We start from the raw sequence: 23,676 nt of genomic DNA, 5'->3' as shown, positions 1-23,676 counted from the left end.
GCGACACGTTCCCGCCTGCGTGACATTAGCTAGCAGATTTTAGGGAAGGGCTTGCCCCGACGACCTAGTGCGCCAAGCGACGCGACCCAGCGGAACAGGTAGCGTCGACGATATGGGCCAAGCGCAGAATGCCTCGGAACCGTCGCTGCCAGCACGGCCGACGGGATTGCGCAGGCTCGCGTTCCGGCTGCCGATCCTGCTGTACAAGCTCCGGCTTGGTTTCATTCTCGGGGAGAGGTTCATGCTGCTGCGCCATATGGGGCGCAAGTCCGGGCAGCTCCATGAAACGGTCGTCGAGGTCGTGGCTCGCGACCCGGCCGAGGGCTCGTGGACCGTCGCGGCAGCTTTCGGACCGAAGACCGATTGGTACCGCAACCTGAGGAAGCATCCAGCAACGACGGTGCAGGTGGGTGGTCGTGAGTTTCGTGTGATGGCGGCATTCCCCGACGCGGAGATCGGCGGTGAGATCATGGTTCGCTACGCCCATGCCCACCCTGCGGCCGCGAAGCGGATCGCTGCTTTCCTGGGGCATGCAGTCGATGGAGGCCCCGACGACTATCGGAACCTCGGGCAAGCGATCCCCTTCGCTGTGCTCACAGCCATGTAGCGAGGCTTGCGGATCGCGTAGGACCAAGCGCTACAGTACGGAAGTGCGAGCGGCGCCGGTGAAATCATCAGAGCGGGTCTTCCGCTTCCTCGCGCTGGGCATGGGCGCGCCCGTGACGCTCGCCGTCCTCGCCTCGAACCCACCACTGGCGACGCAGCTGTCCCTCGCTCGTTCCTGGTGGGCGACCCTCGCGGTGATCGTGCTGCTCGTCGTCCCCGCCGTGCTCGCGGCTGGATCGTTCATCCTCCCCGTCCTGGTGCTGCGCCGCGCCGCATCGGTCCTGGTGACCGGTCAGCTGGTGGTGCTCGCCACGGTACCGCTCGGATTCGAGAGGGGCGTGCTCGACTATCCGGTGGACTGGCCGCTCGCGGCGTCGGCGACCCCGGTCGTGATCGCCGCAGCGACACTGTCCTGGCGGCCCGTGATACTGCTCGCCTACGTGCCCGCCACCGCCGCTGGCCTGGTGCTCACAACATGGTGGCTTGTGGCGGATCCGCCGTGGCAATGGTTCGCGCGGCTGGGCGTCGCCATTCCGCTATTCGGTCTGGTGCTCGCCGCGTTGTCGCTCAGTGCGCTCCGCGCCGCACGGCTCCTCGACCGCAATACCGGGATCGCCCGGCGGGAGGCCGCGGCGGCGAGCCACGCGAGGGAAACCGCTGCGGAACGGGATCGCGTCGACGCGCTCGTCCACGACACAGTCCTGTCGGCGCTGCTCACCGGCGGCCGTGAATCCGCCCCCGGCATCGTCCGCAATGCGGCACGGATCGCTCTTGACGGCCTCGACCGGCTTGCTGACCCGGGCTCCCATGGCGAGCTAGCGACTCAGGATTTCCTGGCCCGGATCCGCGCGGTCACCGAGGGAGCGGACGCTCCGATCGCCTTCGGCGCCACCGTAGCCTCACACCAGGCAGTGCTCTCCAGGGACATCGCCCGCACGCTCGTTGACGTCGTGCACGAAGCAGTGCGCAACAGCATCCGGCACGCGGGACCGGATGCGCAGCGCTCCGTCGATGTGGCGATCCATGATGATTCCGTGGCCATCACGGTGACCGATGATGGAGTCGGGTTCGACCTCAAGAATGTTTCCGCACGACGTCTCGGGATCGAGTACGGGATCCGGCGGCGCATCGCGGGCATCCCCGGCGCGGCAGCGCACCTCGAATCCACCCCGGGCTCCGGCACCCGGCTCGAGATCCATTCACCGACGTTGTCCCAGGCCCCGGCGAGCGCCGATCCGGCAGGGCCACCACCGGAACAGACCACTGCTACGCACCTGCTCGGACTGCGAACCCCGATCGCCGCAGGGCTTGGCGCGATCATCGTGCTCAACGAGGCAGCCCAGCCATTCAGCCTCATCGAGGCCCGCAACCTAGTGCTCTACCTGACCGCGCTCCTCGCGCTGGCCGCATCCACGGCGGCCATACTCGTGCCGAAGCGCGACCCGCTGCCACAGCGCCCCGCCCTCGCGGCCGCGAGTCTCGTTATCATTGCCGCAGCAGCATGCGCCGCAGGATTCCCCGGCGGCGGTGCCACCACCGACAAGCACCTGTGGGCATGGCCGATCATTACCCTCGCCCTGTGCGTCATGGTCATCCGTGGCCGATTCCTGATCGCCTGGGCCGCAGCCATCTCCGTGGCCGCCATGCTCGCGGCGGGGCACCTCGACACTGGTGGCGTCTACATCATCCGACTGCAATGGAACATGCTGCCGCTCGCCCTGTTCACCCTGGTCGCGCTGGCACTGCGCCGCCAGGCCCGCCGCATCAACGACGCCCACCACCAAGCAGTCGAGTTCTCCGCAGCTCAAGCCCGAGCACAGGCCCGGATCGACGAGCGAGACCAGCAATCCGCCTACCTCGCGGCCACCGCCCGACCACTCCTGCAGCGAATGCGCGAGGCCGGACGACTGTCGGCAGCCGAGCAGGAGGGCGCGCTCCAGGTCGAGGCCACATTGCGTGACCGCATCCGCGGGCGCATCCTCGCGAGCGCGGGGATCCTCGAAGCGGCGAGCGCGGCGCGGGAGCGGGGAGCGGAGGTGAACCTGCTCGATGATGGCGCGCTCGATACCGCTGGCCCCGACACGGTCGCGCGAGTGCAGGAGGCAGCGCTCGCCGAGCTCGAGCGCGCATCCGGCGGTCGGCTCACCGTGCGCGTGCTGCCACCCGGACGGCATGCGGTGTGCACGATCGTCCACGACGACGGGGTCGAGGTGCGCCGGACAGAAGTGCCCTATGCTGCCACGCGATCGAGCGAGCGGCTGGTGCGGGCGTAGCGCGCGTGGTCGAGACCTGCATCCCCGGCAGTCGAGGTGCGAGACTGGGAGTCGTGAATAGTGGGCCTCGTGAATAGTGCTAGCCGAGCCACGGCCTGGTGGCGTTCCCGCACGCCGGTGGAGCGCATCACCGTCTACATGGTGTGGCCGTGGTACTTGATCCTCTGGCTGCTGCCGCTGCTCTGGCTGGCCACGGCGTGGCCCGTGGCGCCTAGGCGGGCCTGGCTGCTCTCCGCATTAGTCATGGTGGCGCTGCTCGTCGTCGCAACGGTGGTGTTCCAGGGTGCGATGCGGCAGCGAACCCATCCCGAGCCGACGGTGACGCCCGCGCCGTGGCGGTGGGCAATGGTGCTGCTCGTCGTGGCCGCCGTGTACTTCGCGGTGCTGGCGGTGGTGGGCGAGGGCGATGAGGACTGGGTGCTCGCGCATTTCTGGAGCGGAATCTTCGTCGTTGCCATCGCGCTGGGACCACTTGTGCGGCAACGCCTGCTCGGAGTGGTGGCCCTAGCGGGCGCGGGAGCGGCCCTCGTGGTGGCGGGAACGGTTGGCCTCGCGATCGCCGCGGCGGTGCTGGCGCTGGTGATGGTGCTGCTAGTGCATTCGACGCTGTGGCCGATCGATGTGATGCGGCAGCTCGAGGAATCCCGTGCGCGGGAGGCGGCGCTGTCGGTGGCTGAGGAGCGGCTGCGGTTCTCCCGGGACGTGCATGACGTGGTGGGGCGCGCCCTATCGACGATCGCCATCAAGTCGGAACTGGCGGCGAAGCTCGCGGATCGGGGCGATCCAGCGTCGGCGGCGCAGATGCGCGAGGTGGAGGGCATCGCGCATGAATCATTGCGGAGCGTGCGGGAGCTCGTCCGCGGCTATCGGACGATCGATCTCGACCAGGAGGTGCGTGGTGCGCGCGAGCTACTAGAGTCCGCCGGTATCGCGACGACCGTGGAGGGCGGATCGCACGATGTGGCGGGACCTGCACGGGAATCCGCCGCGTGGGTAGTGCGCGAGGCGGTGACGAACATCCTGCGGCACTCGCGCGCGAGCACCTGCCTGATCGTCATCGGGGCGGAAGGCGTGGCCATCACCAACGATGGCGCGGGCGCAGTGTCGCGGGCCTCCGAAGGGGTCGGGTTGACGGGGCTGCGCGAGCGACTGGCCACCGTGGGTGGCGAACTGTCCATCCGGCGCAGCGAGGATGAGTTCACCGTCGCGGTCCGGTACGCCGACGCCGGTCAACCGAGGGAGGCGCGATGACCAGCAACGAGCGCGTCATCACGGTACTGCTCGCCGATGACGAGAACCTGATCCGCAGTGCCCTCGCCGCGATGCTGTCGCTCGAGGACGATCTCGAGATCATCGCCGAGGCCGCCGACGGGACCGAGGCGCTGGCCAAGGCCAAGGCGCTGAGCCCGGATGTCGCCGTGCTCGACCTGCAGATGCCCGGGCTCGACGGTGTGGAGCTTGCCGAGCGGCTTGCCCGGGAAGTACCAGCCTGCCGGACCATCATCGTCACCAGCCACGCCCGCCCCGGCTACCTCAAGCGGGCCCTCGCCGTGGGAGCGCGGGGGTTCCTCCCGAAGACCGCCACCGGAGCCACCCTGGCCGACGTCATCCGCCGCGTCGCCGATGGTGGACGCTATGTGGACCCAGATCTTGCCGCGGATGCCATCAGCGCCGGCGACAGCCCGCTGACTCCGCGCGAAGCCGATGTGCTGGAGGCCGCGGCGGACGGTGCGCCGATAGAGGAAGTGGCCCGCCGCGTCTCGCTCGCGGCGGGCACCACCCGCAACTACCTGTCCTCGGCGGTGACGAAGCTCGGTGCGCGGAACCGTTTCGATGCCTGCACCATCGCCCGCCAGCGCGGCTGGATCTAGGAGCTACGCGCGCGGCTCCCACCGCCACGTTGCCCGTGCAAGCCACAGGCCCACACCGATCCACACCACCGTCGACAGCACATCCACCAGGACGATCGGCATGCCCAGCGTGGCCGGAGCAGCGGCGAGATCCGCGCCCATGCCACGGGCCAGCAGGTCCGCGACGCCGGAGAACGGTGCCAGCAGCAACCACGATCGTGCCTCGGCCCCGATCAGCGGCTGCAACGCCATCATCGGGAACGCCACGCTCACCAGCAGCACCGGGATCGTGGTGAACTGCACCGACGCCGCGCTCGTCGAGAACGCGCCCGTTGCGATGCCACCAATGATGCTCAGCATCACCACCCCCACCAGGCCCGCCAGCAGCAGAACCCAGCTCTCGGGCGCTGGTGCGCCCAGCAGCGTGAAGGCACCCAGCACGAGCGCGCCCACGACCATCCCGATCACCAAGTACGGCGCGGCGAGCGCCAGCACCATCTGCACCGGCGACAGCTCTGTGGTGCGCAACGCCTTGAACACGTGGGACTCGCGGCGCACCGCGATCACGATCGCCAGCGCCGAGGCCACCGACATCGTCACCAGCACCGGCGTGGTGGACGCGACCATCGTGCCCCACACCGCGCGATCATCGGACTCCACGACCGTCGCCAGCAGGACCGCCATCACCGGGCCGAACGCCAGCATCGCCAGCACCATCCGCTGCCGGAACGTGTAGCGGACCTCGAACAGTGACATCCGGGCAACCCGCTTCGCCGGGCTCAGTGGGGCTATTGTTTGCGCGCTCATGCCTGACCTCCTGCGATCTGATGGAAAACCTCATCGAGCGAAGCCGGATTGGCGCGGATCAGCCCTAGCTCCACCCCCGCCTCGTCGGCCTGCTGCAACAACCACAGCATCGACCGCTGCTGGTCCGCTGCCTCCACCACTACCGTCGGCTTGCCGCGCTGATCGCCGACCGTGATCGACACCCCCGCAGGCGGCCGCGGCCACCACCCCGGCGGTGCGGACACCACCTCCGCCACCACCCGCGCCGGACGGCTCGCCAGCACCTCCTCCAGCGTCCCCTCCACGGCGAGAACACCCTCATGCACGATGCCGACCCGATCAGCGAGCTGCTCCGCCTCCTCCAGGTAATGCGTCGTCAACAGCACCGTCGAGCCCGCCGCCTTCAGATCACCAATGACCTGCCACATGCGCTTGCGCGATTCCGGATCCAGGCCCGTCGTCGGCTCATCCAGGATGATCAGCTCCGGGCTGCCCCACATCGCCAGCGCCAGATCCAGCCGGCGCCGCTCGCCACCCGACAAGCTCTGCACCGCAGTGCTCGTCTTGTGCGCGAGATCCACCCGCTCGAGCACCCGTGCGGCATCATCGCGACGCGACGACAAGCCCGCATGCAGGTTCACCGTCTCCCGCACCGAGATCTCGCCGAAGTGACCACCCTGCTGCAGCACCACACCAGTCCCGCGCCGCACCACATCAGGCTGCTCCCGCGGATCGCGCCCGAACACCCGGACAGATCCACCCGATCGTTGCCGGAACCCCTGCACCGTCTCGAGAGTGGTCGTCTTGCCCGCGCCATTCGTGCCCAGCAGCGCGAAGCACTCGCCCCGCACCGCCCCGAACGAAACACCGCGGACCGCCAGGAAGTCGCCATACCGGCACTCCAGCGAATCCACCTCCACAACCAGTTCATTGCTCATGACTCTTATGGTCTTCGGTTCTCAGGTCTCGCAGTAGAGCAGCGCATCACGAGAAAATGGGAGGAATGCATGGGGTGGGCATGACAGGTGTCATGGGGGTGGGGGTTGGGCTCCGGGGGCTGCCGGCGGGGTGTGCCGTGTGCGGATTTGCTAGCTGATGTCACGCGACACGCCGCGACACGAGGTGCCCAGCGTGACATTGGCTAGCAGATGGTGTGGGGCAGGTGAGCACAGAGCCGGAAGGGCGCTTCGGATGTGGCGCATCCCACAGTGGAGTGGTGGAACCATCGTCGCTCGGGTTGCGTCCTACTTCCCAAGGCGAGGGCTGGCAACGATGGGGGACGGGCATGCGGGGAGTTGTGGCGGGAGCGGGCTTGGTGCTGGCGGCGGGATTGCTGGCGGGCTGCGGCCTGCCGGTGGCTACTGAGGGCGCTGGGGAGGCGACGACCGTCCCTGCGACCCCGCCCGCGCAGGTGCGCCCGCCGGCGTTGTTCGACCCGTGCACCGATATCCCCGACGAGGCGCTCGAGGCGGTCGGTGTGGAGCGGGACTCGCAGTACATGAGCATCTATGGCAATCCCAAGATCTCCGGCGAGCACTGGGATGATCACCGCGAGTGCGCCTGGCGGGGCGAGGACCATCGCATCTTCATCGTCTCGGAGATGCGCTCGCTCGATGAGGTGCGCCAGCGCCCCATCGCCTCGGTCGTCACCGACGTGGTGATCAATGGCCGTGCCGGGGTACGCAGCAATCTCGAGTCGTGCGGGGCGTTCCTGTGCGCGGAGATCGCGCTGCCCACGGGGGAGGGAACGGTGTGGGTGAACCTCCGGCTCGCGCCCCGGGCAGACCCCTCGTTGCACGCCAACGAGGAGGTCATCCGCTACACGACGATCCTCGAGCCCTACCTGCCCGCCCGCTAGCCACCCGCCGACCCGCCAGGGAGAACCACCACGATGTCGTCACCGATCACCACCGCCGGGGGCCTGCTCGACCTCGACCCGACCACCCTCGACCGCGCCATCGCCGCCTGCGAGCAACTCGCGACCGAGCTCGCCCGGAACAGGGATGGCGTGATCCGCACGTTTCCCTCGGCCAGCCTGCGGCTGGGCACCCTGCCCTCCGGCCAGGCCCTGGCCACAGCCTACGGATCCCTGTGGGACGGCGGTGACTCCTCGCTCGATGGCATTGTGACCTCCCACATCGCCATCGCCGAGGCGATGGCCACGACCCTGGCCTCGGCGCGCGAACAGCTGGGCGGGACCGATGCCGAAGCCGCCGCCGCGCTCGCCACGCTCGAGTCGCTATCGAAGCAGGGCGGCACTGGCGCGGTGCTCGCCAAGAGTTTGCTGCCAGCAACCGAACCGGCGGGCGCCGGGGTGGTGGGCACTGGGCTGCTCGGGTCGCTGGAGGCGATAGCGAAGCAGGGCGGCACCGGGGCGGTGCTGGCGAAGGGCCTGCTCGGTGCCGCGGCAGCGGTGTTCAACCTCAGCCCCCGCTCGCCCGGCTACCACGCGCTGCCGGTGGTGGTGTCGGAGCCGTTCGCGGTCATGGGGCATGCCGAGATCGCCGCGGCCGCCACCGCGCTGGCGGGCGACATCGAAGGGCTGATGAACTTCGCGGACTCGTGGAGGGAGGCCGGAATCGCGCTCACCGACGCCGCCGAGGACGCGGCGGCGGGCCTGCGGGTGCTCCCAGGCGGGTTGTCCGGCGAGCTGGCCGATCGGATGATAGCCGCGATCGAGGACCACCTGGTCAGCCTGGTCACGCTGGGGTCGGTGGCCGACGAGATCGGCGGCAAGCTCGACACCACGGTGCAGGGATTGTCGGACGCCGCTCGGGCGGTGCCGGAGATGCCCGTGGCCAGCGCTGCGGATGTGGCGGACCCGAGCGGAGCATCGCAAGCGCGGCTCGCCGCGGAGCAGAAGGCGGCGCTGGAGCTGGCGCGGGATGCGATGGAGCTGCGCTACCGGCCGGTGGTCCATGATGCGGCGGACCGCGTGCCGCTGCTGCCACCACCAGACGTGCCTACTAGCGACAACGGCATCGCGCCGCAGGGCATCGGGGCGACGGCGAGCAGCGGCACGGGCGCCGGCACGGGGAAGCCAGGGCATGGCGGAGCCGGAAGCGGAGCACCTGGCAGTGGCCAGGCCGCCATCCCTCCGGGTAGCAGCCTGGCAGCCGGTGCGGGCCAGGGCGCCGCCGATCAAGCCAATCTAGGCCAGCACGACCAGCCGGGCACTCTCCCGGCCGGGACGCAGCCCGCGAGCGTGGCCACGGTCGGTGGCGAAGCGAGCACAGCCCCGAGGGCGGGCACCGGTGCAGGTCCAGGTATGGGCGCGGGAGCGGGAGTGGGCCCTGGTGGCCAGCCCGGCGCCGCCGCCCCGGGCAGCCTGTATGCGCCAGGCGGCGCGCTGGCCGGTGGAGCCGGCCGCAGTGGCGTTGCTGGTGGCCCGCCGGGAGGAAGCGGACGCCCGCTCAGCAGCAACGGCGGGGCGCCCAGGCTTCCCGGAGGAGCCATCCCTCCAGCCACTGGCGCCGCGACCACCGCACCCAGCAATCCAGGCGCCAGTTCCCGTCCGATTATGGGCGGCATGGCGCCGATGGCACCCATGGCCGGCGGAGGCGCCGCTGCGGGCCAGGGGCACACCCCGGCGTCGTACCTGACGTCCAAGCGCAATGGCCGAGCCCTGATCGGGGACCTGCCACGCACGCCGCGAGGAATTATCAGCGGGTCCGACGAGATTTACGAGGATTAGCCCTGGGCCTGATCTCCAACCGTCAAACGCCTATGAAACGCAACAAATCGAGCTCGCAGTTGGAGCAAATTGTTGAGTCTCATAGGCCTTCGCCATGAACCCAGCGCCACCAGCTGCGAAAACTGTCCAGCCGACAAGCAGTGACAGATGCCACAAGCCCTGTCGGAACCAACCGCGGATCCAGCGCGTCCAATCTCTTGAGCCAAACAAGGGGATTTAAGCAGGGGGGATAGATTGTGACCGCGCCGATGCATGGGGAGGATCGTCGTCCCGCTGCCGCTGAGGGCAGTGCGGGCGTGCTGCACGTCGAGCCGGAGTTCCTGCGGCTGGTGGCTGGCAGGTTCCGTGACCACGCGACCACGGTCGAGGGCCTCGATCCAGCTGCTGGGCTTGGTGCTCTCGCGGCGGACCTGCCCGGGTCATCGAGCGCGGCGTCCGTGCCGTTTGCCGCGGCGGTGATCGATCAGGCGATCCAGGTCGTCGCGGATAGGGCGCGCGCGTTGGGCGATCTGGCGCACGGCACGGCGGAGGACTATGACCTCACCGAGGACCGCTTCACCGCGGATCTCGGCGCGTTCGGTGGTGGCTCATGATCACGCGTACCGCAGTGATGCAGTGGCGCACGGACTCGATCACCAAGCACGCCGAGGCGATCGACAACACCGGTGGCGCGCTCTTCAGCAGCGGCAAGGCCACGAACGAGGAGTTCGCGCAGCTCACCGAGACATGGGCGGGGGATGCCAGTACTGCGGCGGGGGAGCGCGCGGGCAGCGAATGGCAGCAGACCCGCACGATCGCCACGATGATCGAGGACGTCGCCGAGGACATCAAGCGCGCGCATTTCACGCTCGGTTCGACATGCGCGGCCCTGCAGGATCTCGTCCGCGAGATCGGCGCGCAGTCCGCGACGGTCACTGATTCCTGGGAGGTCCAGGCGCTCGCGGATGTCGATGAGGGTGTGGTCATCGCCTGGCAGACCCGGATCAACCATCTCGTCGGTGATCTCACGGCCCAGGACAATGCCCTCGCGGCACGGCTCGATGCGTTCACCGACGAGTTCGGCCGCGCTATACCGCACAACTCGGGACATGAGCCAGGCGCCGGTGCGAGGCTTGGGGATGCGCTCGCGGAAGCCATCACCACCAACATCCCCTACGACAGCATCTATGGGCGCATCCCCACCGAGCTTGCTCAGAGCATTGGCGAGCACCTCGAGGACGTGGGTCTCACGCCCCGGCAGCTGGAGGCTCTCGCAGCGGGCGAACCTGTCGCGGCTTCGCCTGACCAACTGATGTTCATGAACAAATTCGTCGAGCACGCGGGCATGAATGGTCTCCTCGCGCTCAGCAGGCACTACGCCGATGAGGGAACCGAGGAAAGCGCAGCGCACCAGACCGCGCTGGCGAACGCTGTCCTGGCAGTGTCGAACGAGAACATCGGCACCGGAATCGCAGGCCGTGAAGTTCGCGGACCAGGAGGATTCGAGCAGATCCCGGACGATCTGCACGAGCTCATCCATTGGAACCGCGATGCGGACCGCTATCCCGGCACGAGCGAGATGACGGCGCTCCGAGACTTTGCCGACCTTCTCGAAGCCTCGGACGCCACATATCCGCCCGGCGAGGAACTCGGCGCCCACCTCGTTGACCGGGCCGCGGACTTCCATGCGCTCGGATACGAGGCCGAGCATCATGTCCTCGAACCGAGGACAACCCCCTATCCGATGCGCGGCGAATACGACGGGATAGCGCAGACCTTCACCGAGATCGGCACCCGCAACGAGGACTCCTCCGCCGCGATCCTCACCGGCACTTACAGCGATGGGCACGAACTACCCGGATACGACCGCGATACCGCCGTCGGCTGGCTCCTCCTCGAAGGCGGCGAGCCAGCGGAAAAGCTGATCGACTGGATCCAGGACGACGCGACATCACCCAACCTGGATACAGCGCAACGAGCAGGGGAAGCGGCATTCGGCCTCGCGAGCGCCATCTCTTCGGACGACTCCGGAATCAACGGCAACAACCACAACGCATTCCTCAACCTGCCCGACCGCGACGGGCAATCCCTCGGCCAGCACGACCCGAGCATGACGCGCGCGATAGCGAATGCATTGACGCCGTACATCGCAGATATCGGGCTGATCGAACGCGGATTGCTCACCACCCGGGGATTCTCGGACATGGTCGAGGAGGACTCCATGCGGCTGTTCTCCGTCATCGACAGCAACTCAGAAGTGGCAGAGGACTGGAACAGTAGCGTCTACACGGCCATCGAGGAGATCGAGGATCGCTACGTCGCCAGCATGCTCTACGAGGATCAGTCCTTGATCTCGCTCGGAGGCGTGGTCGGCAGGCTCCAGGAGTACGTCGTCGAGGGATACCTAACAGAGGTCGATGACCGCAACGCCGACCGGCAGGAAGCCGTGGACGCGCAGCGCGCCGCGATCGAGCGTACGGGCACTGTCACGGGCTCGGTATTGTCGTTCCTGCCGCACGCCGGGCCTGCCATGGGCGGGGCTACCGGCCTTCTGGCCGAGGGCTATTCCAGCCACAGCGTGCCCAACGTCGAGCCGATGGATATCGAGACCGGGGCGCGCTCGAAGCATGTCGACGCGCGCCACTACTACAACCTCCTCGTGTCGCTCGATGCGCGCGGAGCGCTGGAGGCGGACGAGCGTATCGATAAGTATCGCGGTGACGATGGAGCATTCCTGCCCTACGATGATGCTCTATTCGTGGACAACGCACGGTCGAGCGAGTCAGCAAAAGCTGATAAATTTGAGGAAAATATCTACTCTGCCCTCGACGGTCAGGGTCATGAAGTTAGCGAATTCATTGGCAAGATCAGAACCACGAAAGATGATCTCGAGGTGCCGAAATGAAAGTGCAGATCAATATGCGTTGGTCAGGAATAGCTTGTGCGACTCTATCCACCCTGTTGCTAGCCACTGCTTGCGCCGAGGGGCCACCGCCGGCCGAGGTGGCGTTCGATCGCACGTGCATCTCGTACCCAGACGATTTCACTTTATTGACCTACAATCTAGTTTTGTACGCGCAGGAGACTGAAGGACTCAGTCAGTTCAACAGCGACCTTGCTAGCTATCTGGATGAATCGGGAAATCTCTTGCCGCTAGAGGAAGCGCTCGTGCGGAATAACCATCCGCAGGGCGGGACGCGTGGCTACGAGAAGATCGATGAAACCATGGTGCACTACCTGACCTCCGTGGGCTTCCACGACCGTCCGCTGCGATACGGGTTTGCCGAGGCGATGCAGGACACCCGTGACGGCGAGCAACTGCTCACCGATGACTATCTTCTGTATGCGATCGCGGCAGTCAACGAGGAGTTCCTCGCCAAGCGACCGAATGCCCTGTTCGCCCTGCTGCCGTCCTCGCCGGTCCTGGATCCGTTCCGTAGCGAGGACGGGCTGATGCCGTACGAGGATGCGCTCGCGCTGGTGAATCCCACCGATGATCCGGCGATCGGGCATACGACGCTGACCCGCATCCTGATGGAGTACTTCGTGACCCACGATATCCCCGTGCATCTGGTCATCGATACGTATCGGGACGTGACCAGTGACTGCATCGTCGAGCAGGTGGCGGAGTAGGTGGTGTGACGCACCAAAGTGGCACTGCTACGAGATGTTCAAGGATTAGAATATCCAGAATGCAAATGGTCCTGGTTGGCAGTCCGGCCTTCGTGCACTAGATCAACCAGAGGAGCAGCCTACCTTTCTATTCCGGCGTGGTCAGGCTGGGCAAGAGCTTGTTCGGTCGCCAAGCCTGCTCTCAGCCAGGTCTTAGGCTCCCCCCGAGGCGCAGTCTTGGTGCGATCCGCAACGGCGAGCACCCGCGTGTCCAGCAGAAGTTGACTGCTGCGATCCACCGTTCGCCCCCACCGCACGTTCCGGGATCTTCGAAGTCCTCGCGGACCCTCGCGCACACCTGGCAACCAGGACTTTGACTAGGATTTGGGCTAGGACAGCCATACATGTCTAAGTTGTGCGTATCATGGTCTACGCTGCGTTGCACAGCAACTTCGGCAACCTTGCGCCCATCCGACGTCATGGAGGCTGCAAGCAGTTGCGTGCGTGGGAAGGATACTAGATGCCGAGTCGTCGGATTGACAGCGCACACTCCGCGTCGCCTCGACGGAAGGGGAGGGGAATATCGAAAGGGATGTTCGTCACTACCGAATCGAATCCTTTCGGCCCGGGTTCCGCTATTCGGCAAGGTGCAACTAACAATGAAATAATCGTCGCTTATTTCGACACCCCCGAGCGCCACGACAGTAATCCAATCGAATTGGCTGTAGCTAGGGATCGACAACTCAAGGCCGCGGACTTGCCCCCCGAGACTCGCGTGTTCTGGCGCGAGGAAAATGGTGATTTCCCTGCATGGCGTTCGGGCCGGATTGATTATATTGCCGATGACCGTTACGCAGCTGTAAAATCGGTTAACGGCCAGTTGGTGATGCGCAAAATTGCAGATCTGCATATTCGTTGGAAAGCAAATCTAGACGATCCATTGGGTTTTGCTGCTGCGGGAGTCTTTGAGTCTCCTTACAACTCAGAGATTCGTTCGCCATTCCTGCGAAGTGTGCTCCTGCAACGCAAGGAGGCGCGGGGGATGGCAGGACTTCTTTCGACCCCAGTCGAGTTGTATCCGCACCAGTTGGACGCTGCGCGCAAGGTATTGAGCGATCACACGCAGCGGTACCTACTTGCGGACGAGGTGGGACTCGGAAAGACCATTGAAACTATTCTAATTCTGCGACAACTACTTCTCGACTTACCGCAGTTGCATGTACAGTTCATTCTCCCCGACCACATTGTTGAGCAGTGGCGAAGCGAGGTGGAACAGAAACTTCGCCGACGCGACTTCCCTGATGCGGTATTCTCCTTTGGAACTTTCAGTACTTCAGCAGATTGGCGTGTCGCTGACATCGTTGTTGTCGATGAGGCGCACAATCTTGCTAAAGACGCTACATCGGACGACGAATGTCGACGAGGTCGCCATCGTGCGCTGAGTGAGATTGTGCATTCATCACCACGGTTGCTGCTTCTTTCCGCTACACCCGTATTGCACCATGAATCCACTTTCCTTGCGATGCTCAATTTGCTTGATCCTCAAGCGTACCGTCTCGAAGGCATCGAGGAGTTGCGCAGACGGGTGAGTTCCCGGCAAGCGCTAGGTCGTGGACTCCTGCGCCTTACCTCAAGGACACCGAGTTTCCTTCTCGGTGGTATTGCGCGGGACCTTGGCAAAGTGATTGCCGGCGACTTGGATCTGGAATCGCTACTTAATGAAATAGTGTTGGAGATTGATGAGGCGAAGCGGGGGCATCTCATACATCGTTTCCGTCGCTTAGTAACCGATCGATATCAGGTGCATCGGCGCATGATTCGATCACGTCGCACGCCAGCACTGCGCGAGGAGTTCCCACTGTCGGCACGAACGGGGGCGAGTAGCCTCGATCTGACCGACGAGTTGCTTTTATGGTCAGGAGTAACCAACTACATCGAGGAGTGTCGGAATTCTCTGCTCGTTGCTGTCGAGCAGGGCGAACTGGAGTCAGCGAGCGCGGCGCAACTAATCGGAGAAATTGTTGCGCAGTGCCTCGATGCCACTGAGCTTGCCAGAATCGCAGAAGCGTCGGGCGGCGTGCTCGAAGCACCGACGGATCATCACCTATGTGCCGGGGAGGTGATCGCAGCGGTGGCTGACGCTCTCACGTATGAGGTGTCCGCGACAGATCGAATTGTCGTCTTCACGAGTTCCTCGCGTGGCGCAGCAAGTATGCGACGCGCCCTAGAGGACTACGCTGTTGCCCCAAACGATATCAGATTGGTGGACGGGGCAACCTCGCCGACGGAGATCCAACAGTCGGTGGAGGATCTTCGAGCATCTCGATGCCACTGGCTGATAGCAGATGGTACTGCGCACGAAGGGTTGAACCTCCAGTTTGCCACCGTGCTGGTTCACGTTGGTTTGCCATTTGAAGTCAATGAACTTGAGCAACGCATCGGCCGTGTCGACAGGTGGAAGCGCACACCATCGCCGTGGAGAAGTATTGTTGTCGAACCTCCACATGGTGTGGGGCATCGTTGGGGGGTCGTCGTCGCCGATGGGTTTGACGTGCACAATCAGTCGGTAGCAGGCCTTCAGAGGGCAGTGGAAGAGATCTCTGTTTGGGTTTGGAAGAGACTACTAGATCCGTATGATGACATTTCAAGTATTAGCGAGCGTGTGCGTGAGGAACTTGAGAGAGAGAAACGAGCAGTCGAGGAGCAAGATGCAATTGATTCAGCTTCGATTGATAGCGAAGAACTAGGTTTCTCCGCCAGGTTGAGAGACTTTGATAGAGCCTTAGATTCGGAGATCGGCGACATCGTCGATAGCCTGATGGCCACCTGTCCTGGGGCGATATCATCTGGTGTCCCTGGAAATCTGCGATTCGTTCGGGAAAAGGTCGCTGAATCGGCCAACACCTACCGTCTCGGCAACCGTGACCGTAAAGAACAGATGCCTCTAGTTCCCTGGCATCGGATCCTTCGAGATTTTCAGGTTCCCCTACAGCAGTCGTGGACTGGGGTTCGCGCCGTGGCCTCCAGTGAGGGGATCGGTCTCCTGCGAACGGGCTCACTGCTCATGGATGCCCTCGAGGACTATCTCCGTCACGACGATCGCGGTCGGTCGTGGGGCATGTGGCGTTGGTCCTCCGCCTATTCCGGACCGAACACCATGTGGCTGCGGTTCGACCTTCATGTTGAGGCACGACGCGTCGACCTGTCTGGACACCAGTTGGGTCACCTCGATGCCAATGCGGTACAACGTAGAGTGGACACAGCATTGCCTCCTCTCGTACAAACTACCTGGCGTGATATTTTCGGCGATGCACCTGATGAGGGAGTTTTGGCATTGCTCGGATTGCCCTACACCAAGCCGGACTCGGCACGCTCCGGACGGGGTGACTTCAACCTGTCGCATCGGCGTATCCATGCAGCCGTGGAGATTCTACCTGAGGGGGTCTGGGCAGAGGAGCTACGCAAGGCTGAACAGTCCGTCCAACAATCGTTCCTCGCCAGCGCCGAGGTAGTTGAAATGAAACTCAGGGCCCGTCGCGAACTGGAATCGAGCCACGACGTCAGGATCCAGGCGCTTGAAGCCAGGGCCCGCGCGACACCGGGGGATGCTGCCGCAGTACGAGACGAAATACAGTTGGAAGATGCGCTGCGACCTCTTCTCGAGGACGCAGTGTGTCACCCTGAGATCATCGTTGACTCATTCGGTATGATTGTGCTTTCAGAGGAGAACCCATTCGACCGTGGCAGGGACGAAGCTTGAGGGACGACCTGTATGGATTGCGCGCGGCGCTCGCGGGAGCCGAAGCAAATGGCTTCTCCGGGCCGCGCAGGCGACTCCTCGACGCGGTCATTCACGCGCCCCACTCGGCTGGACCACGCGACATCGCAGCGCTTGCACGCCAGGTTCTGATCGCAGCAGGCGGACGTGCCGATCACCGGATGCACCTGGACGTCCCAGAATCTATCGGGCTAGCAGATGCCGCGCGCGACGCGAAGCTATCGAGTTCACAAATGGGCACGAAATCACTTCGGCTCACCTCGCCCGCTTCGTGGGAGCCGGCGTGGCTAGAGGGTAGTTCGGCCGCAGTTGACCTCGCTGCAGCGGCTCCTGGCAGGCTTCATTTGCCGGGCCGCGACCCCGCAAGCACCTTGAGTCGAGACTTCAGCGAGGTCGAGGCTGATCCTGCTTTCGAGCGCGTGACGAATTTCTCTAGAAACCGGTCTGCCGCGCAGCGCGATGCGCTACGTGCTGTAGCGCTAGCCCCTCCTGGTTCAGTGACGCATGTTGTCCTGCCCACCGGGGAGGGCAAATCGGTCGTCGGCTACATCCATGCACTGCTCCATTCAGACGGTTTGACTGTCATGGTGGTCCCCACAGTCGCGATTGCTTTGGATCAAGAGCACTCCGTACGCAAGGTAGCCCCTACAATTCCAACTCCCGTAGCTTGGCACAGTGGACTAGACAGTTCCGATCGCACCTTGATTAGACAGCGGATCAGAGACGGCAAGCAGAGATTGCTAGTGACATCACCGGAGTCCTTGGTGGGCCTGGAGTTTCCACTCGCACAGGCCGCTGCTAGCGGGCTGATCCGTGCCTTTGTTGTAGATGAAGCTCACCTTGTATATGAGTGGGGGCTCGACTTTCGGCCAGAGTTCCAGCAACTAGCCACGGTTAGAGATCAATTGGTTAACGAAGCTGAACGAAACGGCCATTCACCCCCAATCACAGTGCTCCAGACTGCCACACTGGCACAGTATGGCCTGCAACTGAACGATTTGTTATTCGGTCGGTCAGCGGATGATAGATTCGCTGCTTCACCGAACTTGCGCACTGAAATTCGCTATCTTCGTAGCATGGGCCCCGACAAGGCCACCCGTGATGAGCGAATTCGAGAAGCGATTCGGATTCTTCCCAGGCCGCTAGTGGTGTATGCCTCGCGCAAGCAGGACGCTCGTGAAGTCTATGAACTTCTCAGATCGGATGGCCATCGACGTATCCGATTGTTCACGGGGGATACTGGCACCGCCGACCGCGAAGAAATCCTGCGTGAATGGCGTGGCGGCCCACACGCTACTACTGCTGATATTGTGGTCGGTACGTCCGCATTCGGTTTGGGAGTGGACCAACAAGACGTTAGGGCGGTCGTCCACATTGGAACGCCCACCTCCGTGAGTGCCTACTATCAGGAGGTTGGCCGTGCCGGGCGCGACGGCCACGCAGCAGTAGCAGTAGCGATCCTTGCCCTCGAATCCCATCGACGTGACTCCAGAGTGGGAGACCCAACTCTCATTGGCAGGGAAAAGGCGTGGAATCGATGGTCGGCGATGAAGGCAACAATGGATGCGGGACCCCCGAGATCGGTCAGTCGAAGTGCGATTCCACACCACGGACGATGGAACTCCGATAAGAACGAACTGTGGAACATGAACACTTTGGTGCTAATGGCACGCGCAGGCCTGATTCGTTTCGCAAATCACCCTATTCCTCCAGTCACACTCAGTGAATCTGATTGGGAGGCCCGCCGGTCTAGGGTAGCAATCGAGTTTGCGACGGACAACTTCGACGAAGTTGCAATGGATAGTAGACTTCACCAGTTGAGAGACTCCATATACAAACTTCGGGGCAATGATCTCGCGGCAGTTATGTCGCTGACATCCGGTAGCAAATGCTTCGGCAAACTGTTTGCCGAATGTTACACCTATGTCCAGTCAATGCGAGGGACTGTAGTGGCTCGGTCGAACCCAGCGCCTGTGTGTAGCGGTTGTCCCGGGTGTGGGCGAGACGGGTTGACCTCGCCGGGCACGATCCAACTGCCGATGGCCAAGTATGAGATCGGAGGAACCCTGTCCGCACCAGCCATGCAGAAGTTCGCGCACAAGTCCGCATTGATCGTCCACGCAGAACCTGAGTGGTTTACTCGCCGTAGACTGCGTGAACTTGTTGGGCGACTAATCGACACAGGTGTCTCTCAAGTAATTGCCCAAAGCAGCTATGAAGTCGTGCGCTCTGCACTCGCCAAAAAGCGGTATGTCGCCCTGGATAGAGAACTTCCCAATCGGCCGTACCCATTCGTCGCGCCAGCGCTAATAGTCTCCATCGACGGCGCGGTCCAGCAACGATGGTTGACAGTCCCCGGTCCGCCACGAATAGTCTTGCTTGCGACCGGAACACAATCGCCAGAGCGCCCGGAGTATCTGGCGCATCAGTGGTGGAATCCCTCCGTTACCGCGCAGAACATAATGGAGTCGCTCTAGTGGCACTACTCAATCCGCCCCAGACTCTTCCCCACGCGATCCGTGTGGTGGTAGAAGCAATCCATTCATCCAAGGATCCCCAATCACCAGAAGACCTAGCGCGCTTGCTCTTTCCAGCATCCGCTGAATTGGTATCTGGTGACAAGCGCCTCACGACCATATCGATGGCCAAAGTTCTGGGATTCGTGGGTACCGATCCTGCCGTAGGCTCCTTGTCTATTACCGAACGTGGTCAGAACGCAATCAAGAACGCGAAAAGTAAGGGATGGGAGTCTATTCTTCGCGATGCGACACTGGAAGTCGCACCAGCCGAACTGTCGTTCCAACGACATGGAGAATCGGACGACGCGTGGACCATGGGCAGTCGGGATTTCCTCCGCGCAGTTACATGGTTTCTCGCGCAGTCAGCTTATGGTCCTGAATATACCTGGAACCGCGTGCAGTACTTGCAGCAGGATCAGTTTGGAGGCGATCGGGAGGACTGGCCGATCATGAACGACACCCGCTATGGAGCATTTAGGCGATGGATTCTTGCGACAGGTCTGGCTTCGGAATGGCCAAATGGCCTGCGGCCAATTCCTATCAATGCAGTTCGCGACACTCTCCCGATGATCTCCATTCGATCGTCAAGCAGGGACTTCATCCAGGAGTTGAGCCGCTTGCTTCCGTTCCTCTGGGGAGGGACGTATCGAGAAGGATTACTCAGAAGGATTGGATCTGACCCCGATCCTGACGTAGTTGCAAGTGGCATCGATAGTGGTGTTGCTATCACCCTACTGGCCCTTGAGGCGGAAGGCGCTATTTACCTAGAGGATTTGGCAGATGCAACTAGGAAACTGGTCCTATGCCCGTCAGCGCAGGGAAAAATAACCGTGAGCCACGTAGGGGTCAATAAATGAGTTGGTTGAAAGAAGTTGGCGCTCAGCAGAATATCTGTTGGTCTCCAGAGGATGCACTGCGTATTATTCCTGTGGAAGCCGAGGCGGTGCCGGATTGGGCCTTTCAGAACACGCACGTACCACTCGTGCTGCACGAGGTTAGCCCTAGATTTCCGTCGATCAAGAAGTCCCCTAATGTAGTTTCAGAAGATAGTGTTCTGACACGAATCAAGGAGATACGCGGTACTGACATCGTGCCAATTCTAGGTGAGTCCGGCGCAGGCAAGTCGCACCTCGTACGTTGGTTGCGCAATGAACTCAATAGGAATCCTACTCAAAACACCACAGTCATCTTTATTCCTAAGCATCGGACATCGCTCTACGGTGTTGTCAACATTGTGCTACAGGAATTCTCGGATGAAGACTTCGCCCAAGAGTTTGCGGACCGACTTCGGAATGCTCAGGATACCGCCGCTACCGACAAAGAAATGCGGCGGCGGATTCGCGATGAGATCGCATTGGGAGTTGAGTACCATTCATCTCGCACAGAAGTTTCGGATGAACTTGTCGCTCATCGTGTATGGCTGTCGGAACAATTGCCCCACTTGTTGCGCGACCCACACTTCGCTCAGCAGTACCTAGCTGATGGTGCCGCAATTGCGCGACTGGTTGAGGAAAAGCGTCGTGGCCGTGCTTCGGATGATTCATTGGAAGAATCGTTTCAGTTTCATGAGACTGACATTTCTGTTTCTCTCGAAGATGCAAAGATGGCCTCGAATGCAGCAAAGGGGTTGGCTGAGCAACTTGCAGCCGGGGGCGGAAGCCATGGCGACTCTGCGGACGAACTGCTTACCCTCGCCGTTAGAATGGTGAACGATCAATTGCCGTCGGCCCTCAAAAGCGTCTTTGGCATCGGCAGTGAGGATCTCAAAGATCTCTTCCTCAGCATCCGCAAGGCTCTGCATGGTCGAAGCAATCTGTTGCTCTTAGTCGAGGACTTCTCCATCTTCCAGGGCCTTCAAGGTGGACTCATTGATGCGGTGACTCTCCACAGTACTGACGTCGAGCAATTATGCGATCTACTGACAGTAATTGCAGTGACCACTGGGTACTACGATAGTGATATCCCTGAGACTCTCAAGACACGATCCAGTCTGGCTTTCGCAGTGAGTCCGAATCAGGGATATGCTGCGGAAAAGTTCATCTCAACCTACTTACGGTCGATTAGAATTGGTGCATCGGAGTTAGAGGCGGCAAGTAGGGAGAATCGCACTGTAGAGTCGGCATGTTTGCGGTGCCCAGTCCAGGAACGCTGCCACGAGGGATTTGGTGAGGTTCATGGTGAGGGCCTCTTCCCGTTCAACCGGACTTCCATCGCCCGTGCAATAGAAGCTGTGACGCCTAGCGGGTTCAATGCCCGAGAGACCTTGAAGCGAGTTCTTCAGCCAGTTCTTGTAGATGACAGCGATTCGCTTGAGAGCGAGCAGTTTCCATCCAGTGCGTTTGCTGATCGGTTCTCCCGCGGAGCTGGCGCTCTGTCCGTAGCGGACCGGGCTGAACTCGAAAGATCGGTCAATGGGGACAGGCGATTGAGGCTAGCTGAATTCTACGCTGAACCACCCTCCGGGTTTGACTTACACCCGGCAGTGCACGATGCGTTTGGTCTTCCACCGCGCGGTCGTATCAGCGATCAGACTGCAAGCAGTTCCAGGAGAGGATCTGGACGTAGCGATCGTGCTGATTTGGTAGGGAAGCGCCAGGGTAGTGAGACGGAACTCACCCTGCCTCCACTCGTCCAAGCAGTGGAACGGTGGAACAATGGTGGACTTAGCCAAAGTAATCGCAATGATCTGCGCAAGCTGATTTATAAGGCGGTTATTGCACGAATCTCGTTCGAAAATGGAACGTACAGGGCCTCTGAATGGACGCGTCTCTCGAGGAACGGCGAACGAATTCCGAAGCCATGCTTCATCGGCGAAACAAATATTTGGGTAGGCGAAAAAAATGTTCCTGCTCCCGGGGACGTGATATTGTATATCGATGGTAGCGACGCTACGGCGGTTGAAGCTGTTCAAACGTTGGCGTGGATGGATTTCGTTGAAGATCTCCGATCAATTCCAGGATATGGAGGTCGACTCGCTAGGCTTAACGTTGAGATCGATTCGTGGGCACAATCAATAAGTGAACAGTTGCGCCTGGGTACGCGGGTAGATGATGACCTTGCGGCAACTGTTAAGGCATTGGAGTTTGGGTCTGCATTCCTGGGTAGGCTTGCGCCTAGGAAAGGTGGTCATTCAGTTTCCGATCGCCTGGCCGCCATTTTCGAGAAGCGTTCAGTTTCTGGGCGCAATGAAGACTTGGCTAGAGAGACGGCGAGTGTTGTGGCTTCCTGTGATTCATTGTTAAAGATTCTGAATCGTAGAACTGGATTTGCCCAGGGAGGCACCGGAGATGTTTCGATGGTCGACATCGCAGCAATCAGGGTAGGGCTGAATCGGAGGCGTTCCCCTGTGAAAGAATCTTTGGGAAGCGATGTCCGTAAACATGTCGATAGTATCGAAAAACTTTCAGGTTCGATATCTCGAATGAAGGCTGCGTATGTCGAGTTTCTGCCCGAACTCGGACGTCTCGGCGGAGAGTTACCTGAGATTCTGGCTACCGATTTGGTCGAAATTCTTTCGGGTCCCGGTGCGGAGGTTTCACCCGATTACGCCCGACGGGTGGCAATAACTGGAAATGCGGTGGAGCCTCGTGATATTCAGGCGGTCGAGAGAATAGTTGCATTGTTTGATTGTTGGGACGAACTGGATGACATCACAAGGGCTTCGTTAATTGGCGGTGAATGGTACGGGATTTCGGTTAGAATAAATCAGTTTCTTGCATCTGTGGACCAGGCTATTGTTGCAGCCACGCCACGCAGCGACACGGCTTATGATAGTGCGGGTGAAGTAGCGATTGGTGAGAAATGGCGTTCCACGATTGGCAATCTCAGATCTCTTCTGTCCGGGAGTAAAGTTCAGTGACTGATCAGACAATACGCGGGCGCATGCAGAGCCTCCAGATAGCTTTGTCCGGGGCGGAGAAGCGGACGAACCATGATCATTTGATGGGTATGGCTCGGAGACGTGCCAACGAACTCGAAAAGGCCGTTGCGTCGATTGACGTTTCGTATAGAGCCATACACGCGATTTCCCTCGCAGGGGTTCGTGTCATCCGTCCTGAACCAGGTAGCCTACCTGCTATCGCTAAATCCACGCTTGATGAGGCGATCCAGAGGCCACTTTCAGCGGGTGATGATGCGGCAGAGGCTTTGGTGGCTTCCGCCCAGAAGTACGCATCAGCATGCGTACGCGCAGCACAACAGGCGTGGTCCGAGTTCAAAGCGGAGAATGCTCCATCACCTAGTGACACTGAATTGCTCCGTCTGGCAGAACCAGACAACCCTGGACTTAGTCAGCAACATTCCCTTGCTCTTGCTGATCTGGATGTACTTGGAGCAGTGGGGGTTCCTCTGGTTGAACATGTTAAAAAGTGGCAGGAGGCGGTAGGGCAACTGAACATCATCGCGGAGAAAGTGAGCGTATTCGCCCAGTCTCCAGCGGTTATTGACTTTCTTAGGCGCGCAAATGTGAGGTCTGGTGCGCCCCTGAGTTCACTCGATCATCCAGACGTCCGACAGTTTCTCGCGCACGGCCAACGCGATGCTCGGTTTGTCGTTATTGTAAAGCGGAGCCTTTCCTAGA

16 protein-coding genes are annotated in these 23,676 nt (G+C 61.9%); 14 read left to right on the top strand and 2 right to left on the bottom strand.

The window, feature by feature from the left end; all coding sequences use genetic code 11:
- The first annotated feature begins 112 nt into the window (after positions 1–112).
- The 4 genes from FXO18_RS10660 to FXO18_RS10645 all read left to right on the top strand — a co-directional run bounded on the left by FXO18_RS10660 (position 113) and on the right by FXO18_RS10645 (position 4,750).
- A complete protein-coding gene (locus tag FXO18_RS10660) occupies positions 113–607 on the top strand; it encodes a nitroreductase family deazaflavin-dependent oxidoreductase (protein ID WP_149361091.1) in 495 nt (164 codons plus the stop codon).
- 58 nt (positions 608–665) lie between these two features.
- Entirely contained in the window at positions 666–2,879 is a 2,214-nt protein-coding gene (locus FXO18_RS10655; protein ID WP_149361090.1) for a sensor histidine kinase, read from the top strand.
- 69 nt (positions 2,880–2,948) lie between these two features.
- The gene (locus FXO18_RS10650; RefSeq protein ID WP_149361089.1) at positions 2,949–4,130 is read left to right on the top strand and encodes a sensor histidine kinase; all 1,182 of its coding nucleotides are present in this window, start codon (positions 2,949–2,951) and stop codon (positions 4,128–4,130) included.
- Positions 4,127–4,750, top strand: coding sequence for a response regulator transcription factor (locus FXO18_RS10645; protein WP_149361088.1), 624 nt, complete (start codon positions 4,127–4,129; stop codon positions 4,748–4,750). Before FXO18_RS10650 ends, FXO18_RS10645 begins: the two co-directional genes overlap by 4 nt.
- A 3-nt stretch (positions 4,751–4,753) precedes the next feature.
- Here FXO18_RS10645 and FXO18_RS10640 read toward each other — a convergent pair whose 3' ends face one another.
- Positions 4,754–5,536: an ABC transporter permease gene (locus FXO18_RS10640; RefSeq protein WP_149361087.1), complete on the bottom strand. Its 783-nt coding sequence runs from the start codon at positions 5,534–5,536 to the stop codon at positions 4,754–4,756.
- A complete protein-coding gene (locus tag FXO18_RS10635) occupies positions 5,533–6,453 on the bottom strand; it encodes an ABC transporter ATP-binding protein (protein ID WP_149361086.1) in 921 nt (306 codons plus the stop codon). The genes FXO18_RS10640 and FXO18_RS10635 overlap by 4 nt, the downstream gene beginning before the upstream one ends.
- Positions 6,454–6,800: 347 nt before the next feature.
- Here FXO18_RS10635 and FXO18_RS10630 point away from each other — a divergent pair, with 347 nt between their 5' ends.
- The 10 genes from FXO18_RS10630 (at position 6,801) to FXO18_RS10585 (ending at position 23,675) form a co-directional block, all read left to right on the top strand.
- Positions 6,801–7,373 carry a DUF3558 family protein gene (locus FXO18_RS10630; protein WP_149361085.1) on the top strand — a complete coding sequence of 191 codons (573 nt, stop codon included), beginning with the start codon at positions 6,801–6,803 and terminating at the stop codon, positions 7,371–7,373.
- Between the two features lie 33 nt (positions 7,374–7,406).
- Complete coding sequence (locus FXO18_RS10625) at positions 7,407–9,209, top strand: hypothetical protein (protein ID WP_149361084.1); 1,803 nt, start codon at positions 7,407–7,409, stop codon at positions 9,207–9,209.
- 236 nt (positions 9,210–9,445) lie between these two features.
- Positions 9,446–9,802 (top strand): hypothetical protein, encoded by a 357-nt coding sequence (locus tag FXO18_RS10620; RefSeq protein WP_149361083.1) that lies wholly within the window; start codon positions 9,446–9,448, stop codon positions 9,800–9,802.
- The gene (locus FXO18_RS10615) at positions 9,799–12,093 is read left to right on the top strand and encodes a TPR repeat region-containing protein (protein WP_149361082.1); all 2,295 of its coding nucleotides are present in this window, start codon (positions 9,799–9,801) and stop codon (positions 12,091–12,093) included. The genes FXO18_RS10620 and FXO18_RS10615 overlap by 4 nt, the downstream gene beginning before the upstream one ends.
- A 263-nt stretch (positions 12,094–12,356) precedes the next feature.
- Entirely contained in the window at positions 12,357–12,821 is a 465-nt protein-coding gene (locus tag FXO18_RS10610; RefSeq protein WP_149361081.1) for a hypothetical protein, read from the top strand.
- A 571-nt stretch (positions 12,822–13,392) separates the two neighbouring features.
- Positions 13,393–16,560: a protein DpdE gene (gene dpdE / locus FXO18_RS10605; RefSeq protein ID WP_187774311.1), complete on the top strand. Its 3,168-nt coding sequence runs from the start codon at positions 13,393–13,395 to the stop codon at positions 16,558–16,560.
- Entirely contained in the window at positions 16,557–19,055 is a 2,499-nt protein-coding gene (gene dpdF, locus FXO18_RS16255; protein WP_149361079.1) for a protein DpdF, read from the top strand. Before dpdE ends, dpdF begins: the two co-directional genes overlap by 4 nt.
- Positions 19,055–19,954: a protein DpdG gene (gene dpdG / locus FXO18_RS10595; RefSeq protein WP_149361078.1), complete on the top strand. Its 900-nt coding sequence runs from the start codon at positions 19,055–19,057 to the stop codon at positions 19,952–19,954. The genes dpdF and dpdG overlap by 1 nt, the downstream gene beginning before the upstream one ends.
- A complete protein-coding gene (gene dpdH, locus FXO18_RS10590) occupies positions 19,951–22,956 on the top strand; it encodes a protein DpdH (RefSeq protein ID WP_149361077.1) in 3,006 nt (1,001 codons plus the stop codon). The genes dpdG and dpdH overlap by 4 nt, the downstream gene beginning before the upstream one ends.
- Positions 22,953–23,675, top strand: coding sequence for a hypothetical protein (locus FXO18_RS10585; RefSeq protein WP_149361076.1), 723 nt, complete (start codon positions 22,953–22,955; stop codon positions 23,673–23,675). Before dpdH ends, FXO18_RS10585 begins: the two co-directional genes overlap by 4 nt.
- The last annotated feature ends 1 nt before the right edge of the window (position 23,676 follow it).

Origin of the sequence: Lolliginicoccus suaedae (assembly GCF_008312885.1) — a bacterium.
In the GTDB taxonomy this organism is placed as follows: domain Bacteria; phylum Actinomycetota; class Actinomycetes; order Mycobacteriales; family Mycobacteriaceae; genus Lolliginicoccus; species Lolliginicoccus suaedae.
This window is presented reverse-complemented; position numbering and strand designations above follow the sequence as displayed.